Annotated in this window: 20 protein-coding genes and 1 tRNA gene; 7 read left to right on the forward strand and 14 right to left on the reverse strand. The window is 69.5% G+C overall.

Annotated elements, in window-relative coordinates; translation table 11 throughout:
* Nucleotides 1-37 precede the first annotated feature (37 nt).
* Entirely contained in the window at nucleotides 38-544 is a 507-nt protein-coding gene (locus BM041_RS20000; protein ID WP_092961702.1) for a prolyl-tRNA synthetase associated domain-containing protein, read from the reverse strand.
* Between the two features lie 136 nt (nucleotides 545-680).
* Here BM041_RS20000 and BM041_RS20005 point away from each other — a divergent pair.
* Nucleotides 681-755, forward strand: a tRNA-Gly gene (locus tag BM041_RS20005).
* Between the two features lie 764 nt (nucleotides 756-1519).
* On the opposite strand, the gene BM041_RS20015 is transcribed toward BM041_RS20005, so the two are convergent.
* A complete protein-coding gene (locus BM041_RS20015; protein ID WP_092961659.1) occupies nucleotides 1520-2287 on the reverse strand; it encodes an SDR family NAD(P)-dependent oxidoreductase in 768 nt (255 codons plus the stop codon).
* A gap of 338 nt (nucleotides 2288-2625) precedes the next feature.
* Between BM041_RS20015 and BM041_RS20020 the strand changes: the two genes are divergently transcribed.
* From BM041_RS20020 to BM041_RS20035, 4 genes are all read left to right on the forward strand, one after another.
* The gene (locus tag BM041_RS20020) at nucleotides 2626-3654 is read left to right on the forward strand and encodes a LysR family transcriptional regulator (RefSeq protein ID WP_092961660.1); all 1029 of its coding nucleotides are present in this window, start codon (nucleotides 2626-2628) and stop codon (nucleotides 3652-3654) included.
* 181 nt (nucleotides 3655-3835) lie between these two features.
* Nucleotides 3836-4660 carry an SDR family NAD(P)-dependent oxidoreductase gene (locus tag BM041_RS20025; RefSeq protein WP_092961661.1) on the forward strand — a complete coding sequence of 275 codons (825 nt, stop codon included), beginning with the start codon at nucleotides 3836-3838 and terminating at the stop codon, nucleotides 4658-4660.
* 242 nt (nucleotides 4661-4902) lie between these two features.
* Nucleotides 4903-5778: a tripartite tricarboxylate transporter substrate binding protein gene (locus BM041_RS20030; RefSeq protein ID WP_217648780.1), complete on the forward strand. Its 876-nt coding sequence runs from the start codon at nucleotides 4903-4905 to the stop codon at nucleotides 5776-5778.
* A 17-nt stretch (nucleotides 5779-5795) separates the two neighbouring features.
* Nucleotides 5796-6827 carry an AbrB family transcriptional regulator gene (locus BM041_RS20035; protein WP_092961703.1) on the forward strand — a complete coding sequence of 344 codons (1032 nt, stop codon included), beginning with the start codon at nucleotides 5796-5798 and terminating at the stop codon, nucleotides 6825-6827.
* Nucleotides 6828-6867: 40 nt separating this feature from the next.
* Here BM041_RS20035 and BM041_RS20040 read toward each other — a convergent pair whose 3' ends face one another.
* The 5 genes from BM041_RS20040 to BM041_RS20060 form a co-directional block, all read right to left on the reverse strand.
* Nucleotides 6868-7845 carry a Bug family tripartite tricarboxylate transporter substrate binding protein gene (locus tag BM041_RS20040; protein ID WP_092961663.1) on the reverse strand — a complete coding sequence of 326 codons (978 nt, stop codon included), beginning with the start codon at nucleotides 7843-7845 and terminating at the stop codon, nucleotides 6868-6870.
* A gap of 36 nt (nucleotides 7846-7881) precedes the next feature.
* On the reverse strand, nucleotides 7882-8802 hold the full coding sequence (locus BM041_RS20045) for an NAD(P)-dependent oxidoreductase (RefSeq protein WP_092961664.1): 921 nt from the start codon (nucleotides 8800-8802) through the stop codon (nucleotides 7882-7884).
* 5 nt (nucleotides 8803-8807) lie between these two features.
* On the reverse strand, nucleotides 8808-9731 hold the full coding sequence (locus BM041_RS20050) for an NAD(P)-dependent oxidoreductase (protein WP_217648782.1): 924 nt from the start codon (nucleotides 9729-9731) through the stop codon (nucleotides 8808-8810).
* Nucleotides 9732-9736: 5 nt separating this feature from the next.
* A complete protein-coding gene (locus BM041_RS20055; RefSeq protein WP_092961665.1) occupies nucleotides 9737-10711 on the reverse strand; it encodes a Bug family tripartite tricarboxylate transporter substrate binding protein in 975 nt (324 codons plus the stop codon).
* 103 nt (nucleotides 10712-10814) lie between these two features.
* Nucleotides 10815-11654: a cupin domain-containing protein gene (locus BM041_RS20060; protein ID WP_092961666.1), complete on the reverse strand. Its 840-nt coding sequence runs from the start codon at nucleotides 11652-11654 to the stop codon at nucleotides 10815-10817.
* 308 nt (nucleotides 11655-11962) lie between these two features.
* Between BM041_RS20060 and BM041_RS20065 the strand changes: the two genes are divergently transcribed.
* Nucleotides 11963-12769 carry an HpcH/HpaI aldolase family protein gene (locus tag BM041_RS20065; RefSeq protein ID WP_092961667.1) on the forward strand — a complete coding sequence of 269 codons (807 nt, stop codon included), beginning with the start codon at nucleotides 11963-11965 and terminating at the stop codon, nucleotides 12767-12769.
* Nucleotides 12770-12823: 54 nt separating this feature from the next.
* Nucleotides 12824-15160 carry a xanthine dehydrogenase family protein molybdopterin-binding subunit gene (locus tag BM041_RS20070; RefSeq protein ID WP_092961668.1) on the forward strand — a complete coding sequence of 779 codons (2337 nt, stop codon included), beginning with the start codon at nucleotides 12824-12826 and terminating at the stop codon, nucleotides 15158-15160.
* A gap of 23 nt (nucleotides 15161-15183) precedes the next feature.
* Here the strand turns inward: BM041_RS20070 and BM041_RS20075 are convergent, their stop codons facing one another.
* From BM041_RS20075 to BM041_RS20105, 7 genes are all read right to left on the reverse strand, one after another.
* Complete coding sequence (locus BM041_RS20075; protein ID WP_092961669.1) at nucleotides 15184-16095, reverse strand: LysR family transcriptional regulator; 912 nt, start codon at nucleotides 16093-16095, stop codon at nucleotides 15184-15186.
* Between the two features lie 448 nt (nucleotides 16096-16543).
* A complete protein-coding gene (locus BM041_RS20080) occupies nucleotides 16544-17062 on the reverse strand; it encodes a hypothetical protein (RefSeq protein WP_342713807.1) in 519 nt (172 codons plus the stop codon).
* Nucleotides 17059-18411, reverse strand: coding sequence for a recombinase family protein (locus tag BM041_RS20085; RefSeq protein ID WP_175534050.1), 1353 nt, complete (start codon nucleotides 18409-18411; stop codon nucleotides 17059-17061). The genes BM041_RS20080 and BM041_RS20085 overlap by 4 nt, the downstream gene beginning before the upstream one ends.
* Nucleotides 18408-18905, reverse strand: a complete 498-nt coding sequence (locus BM041_RS20090) for a DUF2924 domain-containing protein (RefSeq protein WP_092961670.1) — start codon at nucleotides 18903-18905, stop codon at nucleotides 18408-18410. The genes BM041_RS20085 and BM041_RS20090 overlap by 4 nt, the downstream gene beginning before the upstream one ends.
* A 302-nt stretch (nucleotides 18906-19207) precedes the next feature.
* Nucleotides 19208-21871, reverse strand: coding sequence for a DUF3987 domain-containing protein (locus BM041_RS20095; RefSeq protein WP_092961671.1), 2664 nt, complete (start codon nucleotides 21869-21871; stop codon nucleotides 19208-19210).
* Complete coding sequence (locus BM041_RS20100; RefSeq protein WP_092961672.1) at nucleotides 21868-22104, reverse strand: hypothetical protein; 237 nt, start codon at nucleotides 22102-22104, stop codon at nucleotides 21868-21870. The genes BM041_RS20095 and BM041_RS20100 overlap by 4 nt, the downstream gene beginning before the upstream one ends.
* Nucleotides 22101-22355: a hypothetical protein gene (locus BM041_RS20105; protein WP_092961673.1), complete on the reverse strand. Its 255-nt coding sequence runs from the start codon at nucleotides 22353-22355 to the stop codon at nucleotides 22101-22103. The genes BM041_RS20100 and BM041_RS20105 overlap by 4 nt, the downstream gene beginning before the upstream one ends.
* Between the last annotated feature and the right edge of the window lie 6 nt (nucleotides 22356-22361).

Below are 22361 nucleotides of genomic sequence, written 5' to 3' on the forward strand. Positions count from 1 at the left end.
GCGCCACGCGGGCCGCGAAGCAAGCGGGGGGTGGCGTTCAGCCCGCCTCCGGCACCGCCAGCAGGGCGGGTTCATGGCCGAGCCCCCGCAGGAAGCGCAGCATGTCCGCGGGCCGGATCGCCGTGGTCATGGTGTTGGTCAGCGGATGGAAATTCACCCACTCGAACCCCTCCATCAACCCCTGGTCGAACACCACCCGGACCGCGCCGGGCCGGGCATTCACCATGCCGAAGGGCGTGACCGAGCCCGGTTCCACGCCGAGCTGCGCGCGCAGGTGCTCCGCCTCCGCGAAGGCGCTGCGCGGCGCGCCGGCGGCACGCACCAGCGCGTTGACGGAGGCGCGGCGTTCCTCCTCCAGCACCAGCAGCAGGAAGGGCCCTTCCCCCTTGGCAGGTCGGAGGAACAGGTTCTTGGAGTGCCCCCCTGGCAGGTCCGGCCGCAGCGCCTGGCTTTCCGCCACCGTGAAGACCGGCGGGTGGCGCACGGTCCGCGCCTCGATCCCGAGCGCATCAAGCCGGGCGAGCAGGCCTTCGGGTGTTTCCATGGGCGATCGGGTCCTGGGGATGGCGTTGCCATGCAGCGGACGCATCCTGCCCCTGCGCGCCGCGTTGTCCATGGTCGAGAGGGGGTGCTTGCAATCCACCGCCGGCATGGTAGTTACCCGCCACGCCGAACGGAGCGCGGGCGTAGCTCAGGGGTAGAGCACAACCTTGCCAAGGTTGGGGTCGAGGGTTCGAATCCCTTCGCCCGCTCCAGTCGGTTTCCCAACCTCACATTTCCCCGTCCTGAGTAGCGCTGTGAACCGCAGGCTTCATGGGGTTTTTCCGCGCCGGCTTGAGGGTTGGAGAACGCCACGAACCCGGAGTTCTCTCTCCGGAGGCCCCAAAGTCTCCGAAGCTCGGGGGTGGGGTGATTTACCCTACAAGCTTCAAGCGACTGAAATCATTCATATTTTGTGACGGCGAGGTTGGGGCGTTTCCGTATTCCGACCGCCTGCCGGCTGAGCCTGGACGCGCAACTCCCGAGCTTATCTGGCCCCTTCGCCACCTTCCTCGCCACGCCGAAGCCGTTCCTACAGTGCCCCCGGCCCCAGCAGCACAGACAACAGGCCGGCCTGAATCGCCTCCGAGTTCAGCGCCTGCCGGCTCATGCGTAAGCGCAGCGACCAGGCCCGCCTTTAGACGCGGCGGGAGGTCGCCGCCTTGCCGGAACTTACCGCCTCAACACGCGAGGCGGCGTAGCGCCTCGGCGTCAGTGACACCGCCTTGCGCAAGGCCGGACAGACCAACCGCCTGGCCCGTGAGCCTGACGGGAGTTGGGACATCGACAAGACCCGACGCCATCTGGTGGAGACCTCGGACGAACCGCGCGGAACGTATCCGGGCGACGCGGAGCCTCAGCTTGCGCTTGACCGATCCGACCGACCCTGCGGCATGGCCGCCCAGATGGACGCCTTTGTGCCGTGGCCGCCATCCGCGACGACTGCCGCGCCTTGATCCTGCTGCCGGCGGGGCACGCCTCAGTGGAAGGATCGTCCCCCGTCGGCAGCCAGCGTCGCGCCGGTCACGTAGGAGGACTCCGCGCTGGTCAGGAACAGGATGGCGCGGGCGATCTCCAGCGGATCTGCCAGACGGCGCAGGGCGTAATTGCCGACATTGGCCCGGTAGCCATCTGCCATCGGGGTATCGACCATGCCCGGGCAGATGCAGTTCACGCGGATCGCAGGCGCCAACTCCGCTGCAAGCGCGCGTGAGAGGTTCACCACCCCGCCCTTGGAGGCCGCATACGCCGTGAACCCGGGCGCATTGGGCAACAACCCCTGGGCCGAGCCGATGGTCACGATGGTGCTGCCGGGGCCTTGGGTCAGCCAGGACAGGCAGGCTCGGACGACGATGTAGGTCCCGGTCAAGTTGACCTCGAGGATCTGGCGCCAGCGGGCAGCATCGACCTCCGCCACCATGCCGCGGATCATGATGCCGGCGGCGTTCACCACGCCATCGATCCCCCCGAGCGCCGCCGCGCCATCCGCGATGGCGGCGGCCACGCTCGGCTCGTCCGTGACATCGACGGCGCATGCATGTGCGCCCAGTTCGGCGGCCACCGGGGCGAGGCTGTCGCCCGCGCGGTCCAACAGGATCAGCCGCGCCCCTTCTGAGGCGAAGAGCCGCGCCGTGCAGAGGCCGATGCCGGATGCCGCGCCCGTGACGACGATGCGGCGGCCGGCCAGCCTTCCCGCCGGCAAGGGCGCGCCAGCGCCGGTGGCAGCGGAGTCCCGATCCTCGTTCATGGCCGTTTCCTGATTCCTCTTCCGGAAATGACGGCCGGGCGCCTCCCGAGGAAAACCCCGTCGCGGCGGCAGGCTAGGTGTGGGCAGGGGCGCCCGGAAGACCGCGCGCGAGGCTGCCATAACATCGGGTTATCGCTGGCGGCGGGCTCTCGGCGCACCGATACCCTAAAGCTACCCGGCATGGTTGCGGGGCGGGTGGCCATAGGTCACCAGTTATAGCGGCGCGCCACAAAGACGGCGGGCCATCGACGCAAGGTCGCAACGAACAAGCATAGTCACGCAGGGTTGCCGGCCTTTGACCGGGCAGGCCATGCCGTGGCGCCGGGGAGGAAGTGGCGATGGATCCGCGCAAGCTCATTCATCTTGTGGCCGTCATTGAGGAAGGCAGCTTCAAGAAGGCTTCGACGAAGGTCGGCGTGTCGCAGCCCGCCCTTTCCACCTCCATCGCGCGGCTTGAGCACAGCCTCGGCGCGCGGCTGCTTGAGCGCACCTCCCAGGGGGCGACGCCGACGCCACTCGGCGAACTCATCTACGCCCATGCAAGGCTGATCCGCGACGAGGTGCAGCGCGCGAAGCACCGACTAAGCGACCAGCGCCAGCGCGATGACGGCACGATCGCGATGGGCACGCTGCCGAGCCTGACGCCGGTGATCATGCCGAAGGCGATCTGCCAGTGGCGCCAGCGACACCCCGATCCGGTCCTGCGCATCACGGAGCGGATCCAGGTGGAGGCACTGCTGAGCCTGATCCGCGGCGAACTCGACTTCATCATCGCGCAGACGGAATGGTATGGCTACATCGAGGGGCTGAGGCAGCGCGTGCTGTTCCGCGACCGGCTGCACGTGATCGCCCGGCCGGGCCACCCCGCCTTCGCGCTGCCGCAGGTCACATGGTCGGCGCTGGCGCAGTATCCCTGGGTCATCCAGATGGTGGGCCGGCATCGCACGCTGCTGGAAAAGGCGCTGGCGTCGGATGGCGCGACCATGCCGAGGCAACTCACCGAATGCGGCTCTGTCCCTTGCCTGAAGGCGCTTGTGGCCGGCAGCGACAGCCTCGCGATGCTGCCCGCTTCCGCGATCGATGCCGAGGTGAGCGAGGGGCGCATCAGGCCGCTGCCGATCGGCGGCCCGCTGCTGAACCGCGACATCGCCGTGATCTTCCGGGAGCAGTTTCCGCTCACCCCCGCGAGCCGCGAACTGGTCGAGGCGATCGCGGCGGTGGGGTTGGCCGTGGGCGAGGGCCCCGACCCGTTGTCTGACGCCGGCAAGGCATCGCCGCCGCACCCATGCGAGCAGGTTCCGGCGAGGTTGGTGCCGCCCATGCCCCCGCGACGCGCGCGGGCAGGATCGCATAACGCGGCGTTATAGCGCAGCCGCCCGCCTGCGCCGCGCTGCGATGCCGCCGACGCTTTCCGTGCCAAGGTCGCGCCGTGCAAGGGGAACGCCTGATGCCGCGCCACAGAGGCCCGTGCCGCCACCGACCACCACCGCGCGCCACCATTGCCGCGCCCCGCACCACCCACAAAGCCCGAACCAACGGATCATCCGCATGAACCACCTCACCTCCGTCTTCGCGCCGCAGGATTCGGGCGTGCCCCGGGATGCGCGCGACTTCAGCGTCAGCGATCGCGTGGTGATCGTCACCGGCGCCGGGCAGGGCATCGGGCGGGAATTCGCGCGGCAATACGCGGCCGCCGGCGCCATCCCGATCATCGCCGATCTCGACATCGCCAATGCCAGGCGCGTGGAGCAGGAGATTGCGCTGGCCGGGGGGCGCGGCCTCGCCCTCCAGGTCGATGTCGGCGACCGCGCCTCACTCGATGCGATGGTCGCGCAGGTGCTCGAGCGCTTCGGCAGGATCGACGTGCTGGTCAACAACGCGGCGATCTTCTCCGCGCTGAACAAGATGCCCTTCGACCAGATTCCGCTGGAGGAGTGGAACCGGGTGCTGCACGTCAACATCACCGGCACCTATCTAAGCATCTGCGCCGTGCTGCCCGCCATGCGCCAGGCGGGATGGGGCCGCATCATCACCATCTCCTCCAACGCCGTGCGCAAGGGCGTGACGAACTACCTGCACTACGTCGCCTCCAAATCGGCGATCATCGGCATGACGAATTCCATCGCGCGCGAGGTCGGCGTGCATGGCATCACGGTGAATTGCATCCGCCCAGGGGCCGTCGCCACCGAGGTCGAGCGCGCGGTGAACACCACGCCCGAACGCCGGGCCGCGCAGATGCAGGAACAATGCCTGCCGCGCGGGATGGTGCCGCCAGATCTGGTAGGCTTGGCGCTGTTCCTCTCCGCCCCGGCATCTGGCTTCATCACCGGCCAGACCATCGCCTGCGACGGCGGGATGACGCATGGCTGGTAGCGACCGACAGCGCAACGACAGCCGGTATAACGCGCTTCTATACCCGCGCGCTGCGCGCCGATGGTGGCGGCAAATCGGCACTCCTACGATGCATCGGGCGCTCCGGAAGAAAGCGTTGACCTGAGGGAGGCGAAGCAATGCTCACGCGTAGACATCTGGCTTTCGGTTCGGCCGCCCTGGCTGCGGCCGGCGCCCTCGGCGCGGCGCCGGCCCGTGCCCAGCAGGCATTTCCCACAAGGCCGGTGAGGATCATCGTCGCGAACCCGCCGGGCGGCGATGACGACACGCTCACCCGCTTCATCGCGCAGGCGATGGCGCCCGAGTTCGGGCAGCCGATCGTCGTGGACAATCGCGGCGGCGCCTCGACCACGATCGGCGGCCTCGCCGCCGCGCAGGCGGAACCCGATGGCTACACGCTGCTGTGCATGCACATGGCGAGCATCATCCAGACCGTGCTGCGTCCGCGGCTGGGCTACACCACGGCGAGCTTCGCTCCGATCATCGGTATCGGCGGCTATCCGATGGCGCTGGTGGTGTCCGCGAAATCGGAGATCCGGAGCCTGGCTGACCTCAGGGCCGCGGCCAGCCGGGGCGATGGCGTCACCTTCGCCAGCGGCGGGCCCGGCACGCTCGGCCATCTCACCGGCGTGCGATTCCTCACCGCCATCGGCGGGCGCGGCGTGCATGTGCCGTATGGCAACAACCCGCAGGGGCTGCAGGCGCTGGCCGGCGGCTTCACCGAGATGATGTTCCCCTCGGCGCGCGAGGCGGCCGCGCTGAGCAGCCAGGGGCATATCCGGGTGCTGGCCGTGACCTCGAAGGAGCGCGCCAACAACCTGCCCGACACGCCGACGACCGCCGAGCTGGGCATTCCGCAGATCGATTCGCGGCTGTGGTACAGCTTTGTCGCGCCGGCCGGCACGCCGGCCGCCATCGTCGCCAAGCTCGGTGACGGCATGGAGAAGGTTGTCCGCTCGCCCGCCTTCGTCGAGCGCTTCACGCCGCTCGCCTTCCAGGCCGATGTGATCCGGGGTGAGCCGCTGGCGCAGTTCATCGCCGCACAGGCCGCGTTGTTCCGCACCCTGATCACCGAGAACAACATCCGCCTGACGGAGTGAACCGGGCGCCCGCGCCCGTGCGGTGGGCATGGCTCATCGCATTTTCGGTCCTGCTGGGGGCCTCGCTGGCTTGGCTGCGCGTGCCCGCGGCCTTGCTGCTTGGACCGCTGGTCGTTGCTGCCGTGATGGCGATCTGCGGCGCGGCCTGCGTGGTGCCCGCGCGCCTGTTCAAGGCGACCCATGCGGTGGTCGGCCTGCTGATCGCGCGGTCGCTTTCCGCTGGTACACTGGTTGAACTGCTGAAGGACTGGCCGCTCTTCCTGGCGGGCGTGCTGTTCGTCGTGGCGGCGAGCAGCGGAATCGGCTGGCTGCTCGCGCGCTGGGCCGTGCTGCCGGGCACCACCGCCGTCTGGGGCGCGGCGCCGGGCGCGGCGACGGCGATGATCATCATGGCGGGCAGCCAGGGCGCGGATGTGCGGCTCGTCGCCTTCATGCAGTATCTGCGCCTGGTGATGGCTGTGGTGGTGGCGACCATCGTCGCGGGGTGGTGGACGGGCCTTGGCGTGCCGGCGGCGAACCCGGCCAGCTGGCTCGTCCTGCCGGATCTCACCGCCTTCGCCGCCACGCTCCTGGTCGCGGCGGTCGGCCTGTTCATCGCCGCCCGGGTCAGCCTGCCCATGGGCTCGCTGCTGATCCCGATGATGCTCGGCGCCGTGATGGGCAATAGCGGGCTGGTGACCATCGAGCTGCCGCCCTGGCTGCTGGCGCCCACCTATGCCGTGGTGGGCTGGCAGGTGGGATCGCGCTTCGACCGGCCCATCGTGCTGCACGCAATGCGCGCGCTGCCGGGGCTGCTGGCGGGCACCGTGGCGCTGGTCGCGCTCTGCGCCGGCTTCGCGGCGCTGCTGGTGGTCTTCGCGGGGATCGATCCGCTGACGGCCTACCTCGCCACCAGCCCGGGCGGAATCGATTCCGTGGCGATCATCGGCATGGCGGGCGGGGCCGACATGGCCTTCGTCATGGCGATGCAGACCGCGCGCTTCCTCTTCGTGATGGCGACGGGCCCCTGGATCGCCCGCGCCGTCGCCAACAGCATCGCGCGGCGATAGTCGAGGCCGCGCGCTCTTTTCCCTCGAACAGCGTGCGGCGTCAGTCGCTGGCGGTCAGGTTGTTCTCCCGCACCACCTTGCCCCAGGCATGGGCTTCCTCGCGCAGGAAGGCGGCAAGTTGCTCGGGGTTACGGATCTCGGTGGTGAAGCTCAGCTCCCGCAGCTTCGCCTGCACCGTCGGATCGGCCAGCGCGGCGGTGAAGCCGGCGCTCAGCCGCGACAGGACCGGCTGTGGCGTGCGGGCCGGCGCCATGAAGGCATACCAGGTGCTCGGCTCGAAATCTGCGAAGCCCAGCTCGCGCATCGTAGGCGTCTCCGGCAGCGAAGGCTCGCGCGCCGCCGCGGTGACGCCAAGGGCGCGCAGATGCCCCGCGGCGACGAGCGGCGGCACCTCCGCCACCGAGGCGAACATGATCTGCACATGGCCGCCCGCCATGGCCTGCAGCACCTCGGCATTGCCGCGGAAGGGCACATGGGTGCCGCGCCCGCCCAGCTCGCCCAGCAGCCGCGCGCCGGAGATGTGACCGATGGTCCCCGCGCCGCCGGAGCCGTAGGAGATCCCGTCGCCGCTGCGCGCCGCACGGCGCAGGTCGTCGAGGGTGCGGATAGTGCTGGATGCGGCGGCGACCAGCACCAGCGGGATGGAGCCGATGCCGAGCACCGGCGCGAAGTCGCGGGTCAGGTCGTAGGGCAGGCGGGCGCGCAGCACTGTCTGCACCAGGCCGGAGCTCGGCAGGCTGAGCAGCGTGTAGCCATCCGGCTCGGCGCGGGCGACCGCGGTGGTGCCGATGGTCGTTGCCGCGCCCGGCCGGTTGTCCACCACCACCTGCCCGCCGAGCTCGACGCCCAGGCGATCGCCGATGATGCGGGTGATCGTGTCGCCGCTGCCGCCGGCCGGGTTGGGCACGATGAGGCGGATGGCCCGTGTCGGGAAGCTTGCCTGCGCGGCGGCGGGATAGGCCAGCAGGGCCATGGCGGAAGCCAGCGCGCCGCGCCGTCCGATGTTGATAACAGTCATTCCTGTCGTCTCCCCGTTTTGTGTCGTGGGCGCCCTTCAGCCGAGGCTGGCGAGCACTTCGTCTTCCGCGATGCGCGCGCCGCGGGCCCGCGCACCCCAGGTGGCCGCGCCGATATGCGGCGTGATGACAAGGTTGGGCTGTTCGGCGAGGCGCTGCGGCACGGCCGGCTCGCCCTCCAGCACGTCGAGCCCGGCGCCGAAGATCTCGCCCGCTTCCAGCGCGGCGATCAGTGCGTCCGTGTCCACCAGATCGCCGCGGCCGACATTCACCAGCCGCCCCGTCGGGCCCAGCGCGCGCAGCTCCTCCCGCCCCACGACATGGCGTAGCGCCTTCTGGCCGGGCAGGACGAGGACGAGCACGTCGCTCGCCGCCGCCAGCGCGCGCATGTCGTCGAAGAGCGGCACGCCGAGGCCCGCATTCGAGGGGCGGCGCAACCCGGCGATCTTCATGGCGGAGGCCTCCGCCCGGCGGGCGATGGCCTGGCCGATGCGGCCGCTCAGCCCCGCTATGCCCATGGTGGCGCCGACCAGGCTGTGCCCGACCTCGAAGCGCCCGCTGCGCCAGGCGCCGCCGCGCGCGAAGGCATCGGCGCGCACCAGGCGGCGCGAGCACATCTGCGCCAGCGCCATGGCGAGATCCGCCACATCCTCGGTCAGTGCCTCGCCGACGCTGCGCACCCGCACGCCGCGTGCGGCCAGCGCCGCGAGGTCGAGCCGGTCCTGCCCCGCGCCCTGGGAGATGACGAGGCGCAGCGCGGGCAGCGCCGCCGCCACGCCGGCGCTGCAACCGCGCGTGGCGCTGGTCATCAGCACGCGCACACCATCCCGCAGCGCCTGCGGCAAAGCGAGGAGCTCGGCCTCGTCCTTGATGCGCCGCACCAGGTTGTCCGCGTCCAGCCGCGGATAGGACATGCCCTCGAGCATCGGGTAGCTCAGGACGGGGGGCGTCTCGGGCATGGGCGCTATTCCTGGGCCGGGCGCGGCACGATGGCGGTGCCGGCGATGCGATCAATCACGAGCGCCGCCGCATTGGCCGGCGCTTCGGCACCGACTTCCGCGATGCAGAGCTGGTAGAATTCGCGCACGAGATTGCCGAGCAGCAGCGGCACTTCGGAGGCGAGGCCGAGCTGGGTGGCCAGGCGCACATCCTTGTGCAGAAGCTTCAGGCTGAACCCGCCATCGAGCGCGCCGGTCAGGATGCGCGGCACCATCGCGTGTTCGAGGAAGAAGTTGCGCGACGACCCCTTCAGCATGATCTCGACCATCCGGCGCGGCTCCACCCCGTTCTTGGCCGCCAGCGCCACCGCCTCCAGTGTCATCAGCCGCGTCGCGGTGAAGAGCAGGTTGTTGGCGAGCTTGGCGACGTAGCCGCAGCCAAATTCGCCAGCATGCACGACATTGGGGCTGATGCCGCGCAGCACGGCGGCGGCGCGCTCGAACTGCGCCGCGGTGCCGCCGACCAGGATGGCGATGGTGCCAGCCACCGCGCCTTCGGGCCCGCCGCTGACAGGGGCATCGACGAAGTCGATCCCGCGCGCCTGCAACGCATCGCGCAGCGCGCGGCTTGCCACCGGGTCGCCCGAGGTCTGGTCAATGACCAGCGTGCCCGGCCGCGCCGCCTCGGCGATGCCGCCCGCGCCGAGAAGGACCTCGCGGACATGATCCGTGGTGGGCAGGCAGAGCAGGATCACGTCGCAGCGCTGGGCGAGATCCGCGAGGCGCTGATGCGGCGTGGCGCCGAGCCTGCGCAGATCCTCCATCGCCGCCGCGCTGAGGTCGTGCACCGCGATCGGCCGCGCGGCTTGCAGCCGGCGCGCCAGGGGGCCGCCCATATTGCCCAGGCCAACATAGCCGATGCAGCGATCAGGCTCGCCGGCGGCCTGCACCGGCCTCAATCCGTCGCGCGCAGATTATTCGCGCGCACGACTTCGCCCCAGCGTGCCGTCTCCGCGCGCATCAGCGCGGCCGTCTCCTCCGGGCCCTGGATCTCGATCGTGAAGCCGCGGCTGGTCAGGCGGCCGCGCGTGTCGGGCTCCTGCAGCGCGCGGGCATAGGCGTCGTGCAGCCGCGCCACGATGGGCTGCGGCGTGCCGGCCGGGGCGACGAAGCCGTACCAGAGTCGCGGATTGAAATCGGTGAAGCCGAGTTCCTTCGTGGTCGGTACATCGGGCAGATCCGCGATGCGCTCCTCCGAGGTGACGGCGAGCAGCCGCGCATGGCCGGAGGCGACGACGGGCCGCACATCGGGCACGCCGGGGAACATCATCTGCACATGGCCGCCCGCCAGCGCCTGGAGGGCAGGCGCGGTGCCGCGGAAGGGCACGTGCACGCCGGTGCCGCCGATCTCGTTCAGCAGGCGCACGCAGGCGAGATGCGACATCGTGCCGGCGCCGCCCGAGGCGTAGGAGATGCCGTTGGCGGTTCGCGCGGCGGCGACAAGCTGTTCGCGCGTGCGGATGCCGGAGGCCGTGGACACGGCCAGGGCCAGCGGCACGGAACCGACGCCGATGATCGGCGCGAAATCGCGTTCCAGGCTGTAGGGGAGCCCTTCCTGGATCACGCCCTGCACGATCCCCGCGGTGGTGATGGTGAGCAGGGTGTGGCCGTCGGGGGCGGCACGCGCGACGAAGGTGGCGCCGATGGTCGTGGCACCACCGGCGCGGTTCTCCACGATCACCTGGACGCCCAGCAGGGCCGCGACACGCTCGCCCAGGGTGCGGGAGACGAAGTCGCTGCCGCCGCCGGGCGGGTTCGGGTCGATGGACCTGATGGGGCGCGTCGGGAAGGGCGCCTGTGCTCGCGCCGCGCCAAGGGGGCCGATGGCCGCGAGACCACCGAACAGGGTTCTCCGCGAGATCCGCGTCATTGTCGCTTCCTTTTCCCGGCTTTCGTTGCGCGGCGCCGATGGGCGCCGCGATGCGCGATCCCCGCGCCTGCGGGGCAAGTGTTCCTCCCGGCCGGCAGCGGCTTCAGAACTTCGGCAGGACCATGCGGAGCAGCGTGGCGTCCTCGCTCGCAGTCATCGCGATCGGGCCTTCCTTGGCCTTGAACTCGAAGGCGCTGCGCGGACCATAGGTGTCGCCATTCAGCGTGACGCTGCCCTCGGCGAGGAACATCACTTCCAGCGAGTCCTCCGTGCCCGCGCCGAAGGTCGCGCCGGCATCGATCCGCACGAAGCCGATCTTCGCCAGCCGCTCACCGAAGATCCCCATCCACTTGGTCGCCACGCCCGGCGCGGCATCGGGCACCCAGGCGTAGTTTTCCGGGTGCATCAGGACGATGTCCTCGTAGCGCGGCTTCGGATACTCCAGCTTGCGGCCCATGACTTCCTCGAAGCAGGCCTCGAAGCCGTCCTGGTTGTGCTTCTGGCCCTTGTCGTCGAACCAGGTGTAGATGCCGTCCTTGAAGCTGCCGCGCTGCGAAAGCCGCGCATTCGCGGCCTCACGCTCATGGACGCTGATGTAGCCCTGGCCGCTGGCGCCGCCGAACTGGCACACCATCATCTCAAGACCTTCGGGCCGGTCCTGCGGGCCATAGGGCACGCCCTCGGGGTAGTAGCCGACGGTGCCTTCCGTCATCACCTTGCCCTTGGCGTAGGGATAGGTGCCCTTCAACACGTAGCGGACCTGATCGAAATTGTGCTTGTGGCGCGGCGTGGTCCAGCCGCCGCTGCCGGTGCGGCCGACATTGATCGAATAGTTGTTGGGCGAGCCTTCCTCACCAAGCAGCAGGAACTTCTGCGACAGCACGCCGTCGCGCATGGAGCCGACATTGCCGGCCTGGACTTTTTCCGCTTCGGAAACACGCATTGGATCCGTTCCTCCCTCATGGCACCGGTCATGCCGGCTTCGCCAACCGTCACGCGTGCCTCCAGTTGGGGGCAGGCCCATGGGTGCCACAATAGGTTGGCCGAGACGGGCGATAACCAGCCATTATCGCGGAACGCGACCGTGCCGCGCGGTATTCCTATAACCGTCGGCTATCGCGCAGGGATGGCGCGATTGCACCCTCGCCATGTGGCCATGACATCGCGTGCGGCAGGTGCGACATCTGTGGGACAAAAGCGTCGTGCTGATCGCGCTGCATCCGCCGATGCCGAACCCGGGAAGGAACAGACATGACCTCGTCGCCCCGCGACTATGTGCGCAACACGGTGAAGGAGAAGCTGGCGCGCGACGAGGTGGTCCTGTCGATGATTGTCCGCCTCACGCGCGGCATCGAGATCGCGAGCATCGCCCAGACCGCCGGCTTCGACTCGCTCTATGTGGACATGGAGCACAACAGCTTCTCGCTCGACGCCACGGGCCAGATCTGCATGGCGGCGCAGGCGCTCGGCGTGACGCCGATGGTGCGCGTGCAGAGCCTGTCGGCCGAGGTGATCGCGCGCACGCTCGATGCGGGCGCACTCGGCATCATCGCACCGCACGTGCCCTCGGCGCATGAGGCGGCGGCGGTGGTGCAGGCGGCCAAGTTCGCGCCGATCGGTGAGCGCTCGCTGCCCGGCCCGATGCCGCAACTGCGCTTCCGCAGCTTCCCCGCCGCCGAGACCATGGCCGCGATGAACGACGCGACGGCGGTGGTGATGATGATGGAATCGCGTGAGGCGCTGGAGGATGTGGAAGCGATCGCCGCGGTGGAGGGTGTGGACCTGCTGCTGGTCGGCACCAACGACCTGTGTCGTTCCTTGGGTATTGCCGGGCAGTACGACCATCCGTTGGTGAAGGAGGCCTATGCCCGCACCATCGCGGCCTGCCGGCGCCACGGCAAGCATGCGGGAATCGGGGGCCTTGGCTCGCGGCCCGACCTGATGCAGGCGATCGTGGCGATGGGTGCCCGCTACGTCTCGCTCGGCAACGATCTGACCTTCCTGCTCAGCGGCGGCACCGCGGCCGTGAAGGCGCTGCGCGCCACCGCGCCGGGCTGACCGCCGCGGCCCGCGCCGCGCCTGATCCGATACAGCCATCGCCAGAGGAAACCAATGCCCGATACAGGCCTGACGCCGCCGACGCGCTTCGCTGTCGGCCAAGCCGTCCCGCGGCTCGAGGATCCGACGCTGCTGCGCGGCGAGGGGATCTACACCGATGACCTGGAACTGCCCGGGCAGGTCTGTTGCGCCATGGTGCGCAGCCCCTATGCGCATGGCCGGATCATCGGCATCGGGACCGAGGCCGCCGCAGCCATGCCGGGGGTGCTCGGCGTGTTCACCGGCGCCGATATGGCCGGCTATGGGCGGCTCGGCTGCACGCTTGCGCTGATCAATCGCGACGGCTCACCGCTCCGCAACGTGCCGCGGCCAGTGCTGCCGACCGACAGGGTGCGCTTCGTCGGCGACCCCGTGGCCTTCGTAGTGGCCGAAACGCCGCACGCCGCGCGCGATGCGGCAGAGGCCGTGGAACTGGACATCGACTTCCTGGACGCCGTGACGGATTGCGCCTCCGCCGCCGCGCCCGCCGCACCGCAGCTCTATGACGAAGCGCCGGGCAACCTGGTGCTCGACCATCACTTCGGCGATGCCGCGGCGGTTGCGCGCGCCTTCGCCGCGGCCGCCCATGTCGTGCGCTGCCGCCTGACCAGCAACCGCATCGCGGTCTGTTCCATGGAGCCGCGCGGCGCGATCGGGACCTGGGACGCCAGCGCGGAACGCTACGTGCTGCGTCTCGGCTGCCAGGGCACCTTCGGCATGCGGGCGGGAATAGCCGCCCTGATGCGCGTGCCGCTGGGCCAGGTGCGCGTGCTGACGGAACGCGTGGGCGGCTCCTTCGGCATGAAGTCCAGCCCCTTCCCCGAATACGCCTGCGTGCTGCACGCCGCGCGCCTGCTGGGTCGGCCGGTGAAGTGGATGAATGACCGCAGCGCCTCCTTCCTGTCGGACGCGCAGGGGCGCGACCATGAGGTTGAGGCAGAGCTCGCGCTGGACGCGCACGGGCATTTCCTGGCGGCGCGGCTTTCGGCGGAGGCGAATCTCGGCGCCTATCTCACACCTTTCGGCCCGCACATGGCGCCGAACAACTTCGTGCGCAATTTCCCCTCGAACTACCGGACGCCGCTCATCGAGGTCTCATCACGCGGCTATGTCACCAACACCGCGCCGATCGCACCGTATCGTGGAGCAGGGCGGCCGGAGGCGAACTACTTCATGGAGCGCCTGGTCGAGGCGGCGGCGATCGAGACAGGCATCGATGCGGCGGAACTGCGCCGGCGCAACCATGTGCGCGCGGCCGAACTGCCCTTCCGCAGCGCCGCGGGGTCGCTCTACGACAGCGGCGACTTTACCGCGATCCTCGACAGCGCCATGGCCATGGCCGATCGCGACGGCTTCCCGCAGCGCCGAGCCGAGAGCGCTGCGCGCGGCCTGCTGCGCGGCATCGGCATCGGCAACTACCTGGAATGCACCGGCGTGCCGGCGAAGGAGATGGGCGGCATCCGCTTCGACGCTGATGGCGGGGTCACCCTCATCACCGGCACGATGGACTATGGGCAGGGGCACCGCACGCCCTTCGCGCAGCTTCTGCAGGACCGCCTCGGCATCCCGATGGAGCGCGTGCGCCTGCTGCAGGGCGATTCGGATGCGCTCATCGCCGGCGGGGGCAGCGGCGGATCCCGCTCGCTGATGGCCTCGGGCTCGGCAATCCTGGAGGCGGCGGACCAGGTGATCGAGAAGGGGCGCGTTGCGGCGGCGCATGTGCTGGAAGCGGCGGCGATGGATATCGAGTTCGCGGCCGGCCGCTTCATCGTCGCCGGCACGGATCACGCGATCACGCTGCTGCGTCTCGCGGCGGAACTGCGCACGGCGCCGACACTGCCCGAAGGCGTCCCCGACAGCCTCGATGTCTCTCACATCTTCGCAGAGGCGCCGATGGCCTATCCCAATGGCTGCCACGTCGCGGAGGTGGAGATCGACCCCGAGACGGGAATCGTTACGCTGCTGCGCTACGTCGCGGTCAATGATTTCGGCGTGCTCGTGAACCCGCTGATGGTGGAGGGCCAGGTGCATGGGGGCGTGGCGCAGGGCGTCGGCCAGGTCCTGATGGAACGCGTCGCCTATGCGCAGGATGGCCAGCTCCTGACGGGATCATACATGGATTATGCACTGCCGCGCGCATCGGACATGCCGCCGATCGAGTTCCACAGCCTGCCCTCGCCCGCGACGACCAACAGGCTCGGCGCGAAAGGCTGTGGGGAGGCGGGCTGCGCCGGCTCGCTGCCGGCGGTCACCAATGCGATCCTGGATGCGCTGCGCCCGCTCGGCGTGACGCATATCGACATGCCCGCGCGGCCGGAGACGGTCTGGGCGGCCATCCGGGCCGCGCGGTAGAGGCCCCCTTTGGGGGTGGCGGGTCAGAGCCTTGCCATCTCCGCGCCCACGGCTTCGATATGCGCGACCAGCGCATTGCCTGCCGTCGCCATCGGGCTGGTCACGCGCGTGATCAGGGCGATATCGCGGTTCAGTTTGCCATCGAAGATCGGCAGCGCGGCCAGGGCACCGCCGGAGCGCGCGGAGGTACCGATGTAGCGGGGCAGCATGCCCAGATGATCGCTCTCCGAAACGAGGGAGATGGTGAAGTCGATGGAGGTGCATTCGGTCACCTGTTCCGGCATCGCCAGTCCCCTGGCGTTGAGGATGCCCTGCAGCAGGTTGCGCTGGTGGCCAACCATGGTGCAGACCCAGGGGAAGCGCGTCGCCTCCGGCCAGTCTGTCTCGGGCTGCGCGAAGAGCGGATGCTGCCGACGCGCGAAGACATGCAACTGGTCGCGGAACAGCACGCGCTGGCGGAAGCCGTCCACCAGGTCGTAGTACTCCGTGCGGCCGACGATGAAATCCACCTGGCCGCGCAGCAGGTCGAGCAGCAATTCGATCTGCACCTTCTCCACCACCTTCAGCGTTGTCTTCGCGTCGTCGCGTCGCCAGCGGCTGACCGCGCGCGGCACCACGGAGGCGGCGAGTGTAGGCAGGGTGCCGAGGGTGATGCTGCGCGTCTCGGCCTTGCGGCGCACGGCGTTGCTGACGGTGTAGTGGGCACGCTCGATGTCGTCGCGGATCAGCCGCGCATGGGAGTAGAGCACCTCCCCGACGCCGGTAGGGGAGATGCCGCGCGAGTTCCGGTCGAGAATGCGGACATTGAGCGCCGTCTCAAGCCGCTCGATGGATTTCGACAGGGCTGGCTGGGAGATGCCGAGGCGCTCGGCCGCCTTGCGGAAGCTGCCCTGTTCGATGATCACGGAGAGGTAGTAGAGCTTCTGGGCATCCATGGTGCGGCCTCCGGCAACCCCTCAGCCTCGCCCGTGCCGATGCCGTGCTCTGCGCGTGCCGTGGCGGGCTTGCAGATGTACACCATTTGCCGCGTCCGGAGAGCACTGGCAGCGCCCATCTGCGCTCACGCGACCCGGCCGCGCCGCCGCGGATCGACCCGCGATTCCTGCAGATGCCCAATGACCCAAAGGTGGTTGATCGCCGGCGCATGTCTGGCCTCGCCGGGCTGCGGTTGGCCGCGAGGGTAGGCTGAGCAAGGACGAGACGCTGGGGCTTCCCGCGCTACGCCATCTCTTGGACGATGGTTTCCAAAAGGGGTCGCGTGACGAAAGCGGGGCGGGTGGAGGCGACGAAGGACGAACTGTGTGACGTCATCCGGACGATCGCGGGCACCGAGGTCGCCGGAATCGATCGGAAGCTTTTGGCGATCCTCGGCCGATTCCGTCGTCATGGCCTGGTGCGGGTTGGCGTCCGCGATGCGGCGAATCGGGCGACGCCAATCGAAGTCCTCCCCAACGCTCGGCTGATCATCTCGGGCGCCTTCACGCGGCACGTCGTCACCTGGGCGGGTCGGGTCGGCTCGCCGGAAAATAGACGGTCCGACTGATGGGCCCATGCCAGGGGCATCGGCTCCAGCAGTGCCGGAAGCGCGACACGATCCGCCGCCCGCCCATCCAGAACCTGCTCGACCAAGTCGGGCGCCAGCAGCGTCAGGCGCAGCAGCATGCCGAGATAGCCTCGCTCGATCTTCTCCGCTGCCGCCATCTCGGTGATCGATGCGTAACGACCCTGATCGAGCATCCGCTGGTACCGGAATGCCCTGGCCAGCGCCTTCACTAGCGCTGGATCGGCGCGCGTCGTGACCGGCGCCACGCCATCAATCATGGGCGTCACGACGGTCTTCCTGCCCGGCCGGTGCCGGATGGCCAGCGGCACCCGGACCGTGATGCTTGTGGCGGCCGTCATGCTGCCGACCTCAGCGCGTCGGGCGCGATAGCCCCGAGGTCGCGGACGAGGCCACCGAGCCCATCCAGCCGCAGCCGAATGTCCGCGCCGGCGGGGCCGACCACCACACGCTCCACAAGCGACCGCACAATCCGCGCCTGCTCCGCCGGAAACAGATGCTCCCACAGCGGGTCAAGCCGATGCAGCGCATCCTGGGTCTCGCCCTCGGTCAGGTCCGGCGCCTCCCTGCGCGCTGCCCGCCAGGTGCCGACCACGATCTCCGGCTGCCGCAGCAGCGCCCGCACCTGGTCCACCACCGCCGCCTCGATCTCGGCCGCCGAGACCCGGCGAACGATGCTGTCGTCGCCGGCAGCGTCGCCCTTCAGGACCCGCTGGGCAACGTAGTAGCGGTACAGCCGGCCGTTCTTCCGCGCATGCGTCGGCGAGAGCGCCCGGCCATCCACACCAAAGATCAGACCCTTCAACAGCGCCGGCGTCTGCGCACGGTTTTGGTTGGCGCGGACGCGCGGGCTGATCTGCAGCACGGCATGCGCCCGGTCCCACAGCTCCCGCGGCACGATGCCCTGGTGCTCGCCGGGATAGATGTTTCCCTTGTGCGCAGCCTCGCCGACATAGGTGCGGTTGTTCAGCAGCTTGTAGACGTCGCCCTTGTCCAGCGGCCGACCCGCCTTGCTGGTGGCGCCCTCCGCCCGGAGGCGCTTCACCGTCTCGATGCCCGATCCCGTCTCCGCGAAGATCTCGAAGACCCTGCGCACCCGCGGTGCCTCCTCCTCATTCACCACCAGCTTCCGTGCCACGACGTCGTAGCCGAGCGGCACCTTGCCCCCCATCCACATGCCGCGAGCGCGCGAGGCTGCGAATTTGTCGCGGATCCGCTCGCCGATCAATTCACGCTCATACTGTGCAAAGCTGAGCAGCATGTTGAGCGTCAGCCGGCCCATCGACGTCGTTGTCGAAAAGGACTGAGTCACACTCACAAAGGTGACGCCGTGTGCCTCCATCGTCTCCACGAGCTTCGCGAAGTCCATCAGCGATCGGCTGAGCCTGTCGACCTTATAGACAAGGATATTGTCAATCCGCCCCTGCTCGATGTCGGCCAGCAATCGCTTCAACGCTGGGCGGTCGAGGGTACCGCCGCTGAACCCGCCATCATCATATCGATCGCGGACCAGCACCCAGCCCTCAGCCCGCTGGCTGTTGATATACGCCTCACACGCATCGCGCTGTGCGTCGAGCGAGTTAAACTCCTTCTCCAGCCCCTCATCCGTGGATTTGCGCGTGTAGACCGCGCAGCGGAGCTTCTTCGTGGTGGCCGGCATTGCCGGCTCGATGCGGACGCGGCGGCTCATGCGTCACCTCGCGCGCGCAGTCCGAAGAACGTCCAGCCGTTCCAGCGCGTGCCGGTGATATGGCGCGCAATGGCCGACAGCGACTGATAGGGCCGCCCCTCGAATTCGAAGTCGTCCTGGCGCACGGTGACCACATGCTGCACGCCCTGCCATTCCCTGATCAGGCGCGTACCAGCTAGTGGGCGGCTGTCGGCGCGGATGCGGCGCAGGACAACGTTGCCGCCGTCCAACTGCTCGCCCAGCGCCACCAGCCGGTCAACGGTCTCGGGCTTCAGACCGCCATAGGCCAACTCCTGCACCCTGTATGACAAACGGCTCACCAGATAAGGGCGGTTGAAGGGTGGCGGCTCCTTGCCGAATAATTCGCGCCCTTGCTGCTTGAGGTCAGCGGTGGGTGCGGTCTGCAACGCGGCCAGGCGCGCCAACACCTGCGTCGGCGGGATCTGCGGGATGGTGGGCGCCGCCGCGGGTGCGGCAGATGATCGTCTGGTCATGCGAGTCCCTTTCTGTTGGGGCTCGCATCCAGGCGCTGCCTGGCGGTGGAGTGGAGGCGAATGTCTCCCGGCCCCCGAGCCTTTCGGCGGGCGCGGCTGCTGAGCCGCAGCTTTACCCGCGACATTCCCAGCGCTGGGAATATCGCACGGCGCATCGATCGACTTCCCGCCGCAGGGCATTCGATCCGCAGGCTCCAGCGCATCGCCGTGCCGAGACAGCGCGCCTGCTTCCCACGGCTGGGAATCAGGTGAGCGCGATGCGGCACCGGCGTGGGACAGATCGCCCTTTGCTTCGAATCCCATCACGCCACCCCCAATGCTGCTGTTGAATCATTGTCCGCGCCTTCAGCGCCGCCCGGCGCATGCAGCACCCGTGCCAGCGTCGCCGCGATGCGCGCCTTTGCATGCTGCCGCGCGGTGCGCTCCTCCGCGGCCCGGCGCGCGAACCGCTCCCGCACCAGCGGGTTCACCTCCCAGGCCGTCGGCGGCCGCGCCGGGTTCTCCTGCGGCTCGGCCTTCAGCCAGCCCATGGTCTCCAGCGACTGCATCACGCTGAGCAGTTCGTGGCGCTGCTCCGGTGCCTTCAGCGGGCCATAGGCGCGCACCACGTCGCGCAGCGCGATGCGTCCGTCCTCGCGCGACAGGATGAACCCCGCGATCCAGCGCGCGTGACCCGACTGCACGCTGGAGAACATCACCGCCTCCGCCCGCAACAGATGCGGCAGCAGCACATCGCGCAGATAGGCCGCGCTGCGCCGCGCCACCGGCTCGGGCACCACCATGACCTCCGGCGGCTCGACGCCCAGATGCAGCGCGTCCGCGTGGTCGATCAGCTGGAACAGCAGCGTCATCCGCGCGAACAGCCCCGGCCATTTGCCGAGTGCCGATTTCAAGCGGCTGGAGGTGTCCGGCATGGCGGCGACCGCCTCGGCCAGATCCAGGATCGCCGCGCGATGGGCCTGCGCATCCGGATGGAGCACCACAACCCGCGGCTCGGCCCCCGGGAATGCCCCGGGCGGCAGCAACCCCGCCATCGCCTTCACCAGCCCGTGGTAGCGCTCGGTCGAGGCGTGATCGGGCTTGCGGTCGATGCCGCGATCCTGCCGCGCCGGCACGGCGTAGCAGAAGCGTTGCAGCAGGCCGTCATCAGCTGCCTCGCGCGCGATGCGCTGGATCGGCTCCGGCTGGATGCCGCCGATGATGCAGGCGGACCAGCTCGAGATCGACAAGGTGCCGCGGCCGACGCGGTCCACCACGAAGCGCGTGCCGTTGTACAGGCGGAGATAGGCGCCGCGATCACTGCCGCCGCGGCCTCCGGCGCGATAGCGGTCCATATTGGCCAGCCATTCGCTCATCTCGTCCTGCCGGATCAGCACCTTGCCCATCGGCACCCGCTGCTTGGCCTCGGGGTCGTCGCGCAGCACCTCGGTCAGCGCCTCCACCGTGCTGTTCTCGACCAGGTAGCGGTCGAGTCTTGGCGCTGGCGGCCCGCTGCCCGGCGGCGCGTTATCTGCTTTCAGCGCGGCCATCTCGGCGCGGTGCTCGGCCATCGCCAGCTCGTGGCGACCGCGGGCCAGGATGTCGATATTGTCGATTGGCCGTGTCGCGGCCTGGATCACCGGCGTCTTGAGGATGCTGGGGTCGCCGACGATCGCCCCCCAGATGCGCGCACCTTCGCGCCAGGTATCGTCGATCTGCTTGGGCTGCAGCCGCCAGGTCTCGTGCGCCACGCTGGAGAGCGTGACCAGGGCGGCCAGCGCCACGGTCGCCGGATCGACGCCCATGCGTGCCGCGGTGTCCGCCACGAAGGGCGCGATGGCGGGCGGCAGATGCTCGGGGCGCAGTTCGGGGGCGCCGGTCATCTCGGCAGCAGCCAGGAAGTCGATGGGCTCGGGCCAGGCGCTGTCAGTCGAGCCTTCGGGTGCATCGGCGCCGTCAGGCGTGGTGACGCCATCGCCGAGCTTGCGGCAGGCGGTGGTGACGGCGCGCGGCGTGTCGTCGTAACGGGCCTGCCAGCGCCCCGGCACGGTGCTGCCGTCCTTGATGTCGCGCTGCGCCTCCGGCACGGCGAGGAGCAGGCCGCGCAGGGTCAGGACCACCTGGGCAGGCGCCATGCCGCCCTTGAGATAGCGCATCGCCAGTGCCACCAGCGGTGCATGGTAGTCGGCAGCGGTGAGGATCTGCTGGATCAGGACCGAGGTGTCGCGGGCCTCGCCGATCTCTGAAGGCGCCGCGGCACCGGGCGCGGGGATTGCCGTGCCGGTTGGCTCTGCCGACGGCGACGCATCGGCCAGTATCTCCAGCGCGTCGCCAAGCTCCAGCTCCGCATCGCTTTCCGTGACGATCACGGCGAGCCTGGGGCTGGCCTTGCGGTGCCAGCTGCCGGGCCAGCGGATGGGATGGACCGGCGGCGCGTTGCTGCGATCGCCGCCGACCAGCGCGGCTGCCAGGGACCGGGCCTGCTTGAGCGCGGCATGGGCGGCGGCATCCCGCGTCGGCTCGGTCAGACGCCAATGCAGGTGCAGCTTGTCCTGGACCTCGCCGGTCTCATCGTCGATCCAGCACCCGCCGCTGCGCACCACCAGCGTGGCCGGACCAAGCAGCCCCTCCAGCCGCGCGCGGGCATCGTTCGGCGCCGTGTCGCATTCGACCGACAGCGCCAGGCCATTGGCGAGGTCCTGCTCACGGGCCTGCGGCCCCTCGGTAAAGGTGGCGACGGGCGGGCAGAACACCACCGGCCGCGGATGCTGCGCGCAGCGTGTGGCCTGCGACGTGGCAGCGGCAACCAACGCCTCCAGTCCGTCGCCGATGCGGCAGGTGCCCATCTCATGGACCGAGGAGGCGTCGTCGAAGAAGGAGCGCAGCGCCACGACGCTGTCCGGATCCGCATAGCGGAACAGCGCGTGCACGAATCGCGCGATCTGCGCGGTGTCCGCTTGGAGGATCGCTGGGGCCGCGTCGGTCATTCGCCGACTTGCCGTTCAAGGAAGGTCAGCGCGTCCTCAACCTGACCTTTGCGCAGCAAGTCGCGGACGTGGCGAAGACTGCGAAGCAGTGTCGTGCCCGCCTCAACGTCGCCCATGCCGTAGAAGGCGGCGAAGGCGGCCAAGTCACCGCCGCAGACGCGCTCCGACAGATCGGTCGGGCGAATGTCCTGCCAGCGCTTGATCCCCAGGAAGAGCAACGGCACCGGCCTCATGCCATGTCGCTCCCCGCCTGCGGCCCGGGCCCAACCCGGCGCGCCTGGAGACGGCTACGCGCCCAATCCAGGGCGCCCCCCCAGCGATACAGCGCCCGGCCGGCGAACAGTCCGTAGGGCGGGCCACCGCCGCGCGTCGCCTTGCCGCTCAGCGTCTTGGCGGAGATGGGATAGCCCGCCGCGGTGAGCGCAGCGGCCGTCGCGTCGCGGGTCAGCAGGGCATCCGGGTCGTCGGGGATCGGGGTCGGCATCGCGTC

This window comes from Falsiroseomonas stagni DSM 19981, from assembly GCF_900114315.1.
Lineage (GTDB): Bacteria > Pseudomonadota > Alphaproteobacteria > Acetobacterales > Acetobacteraceae > Falsiroseomonas > Falsiroseomonas stagni.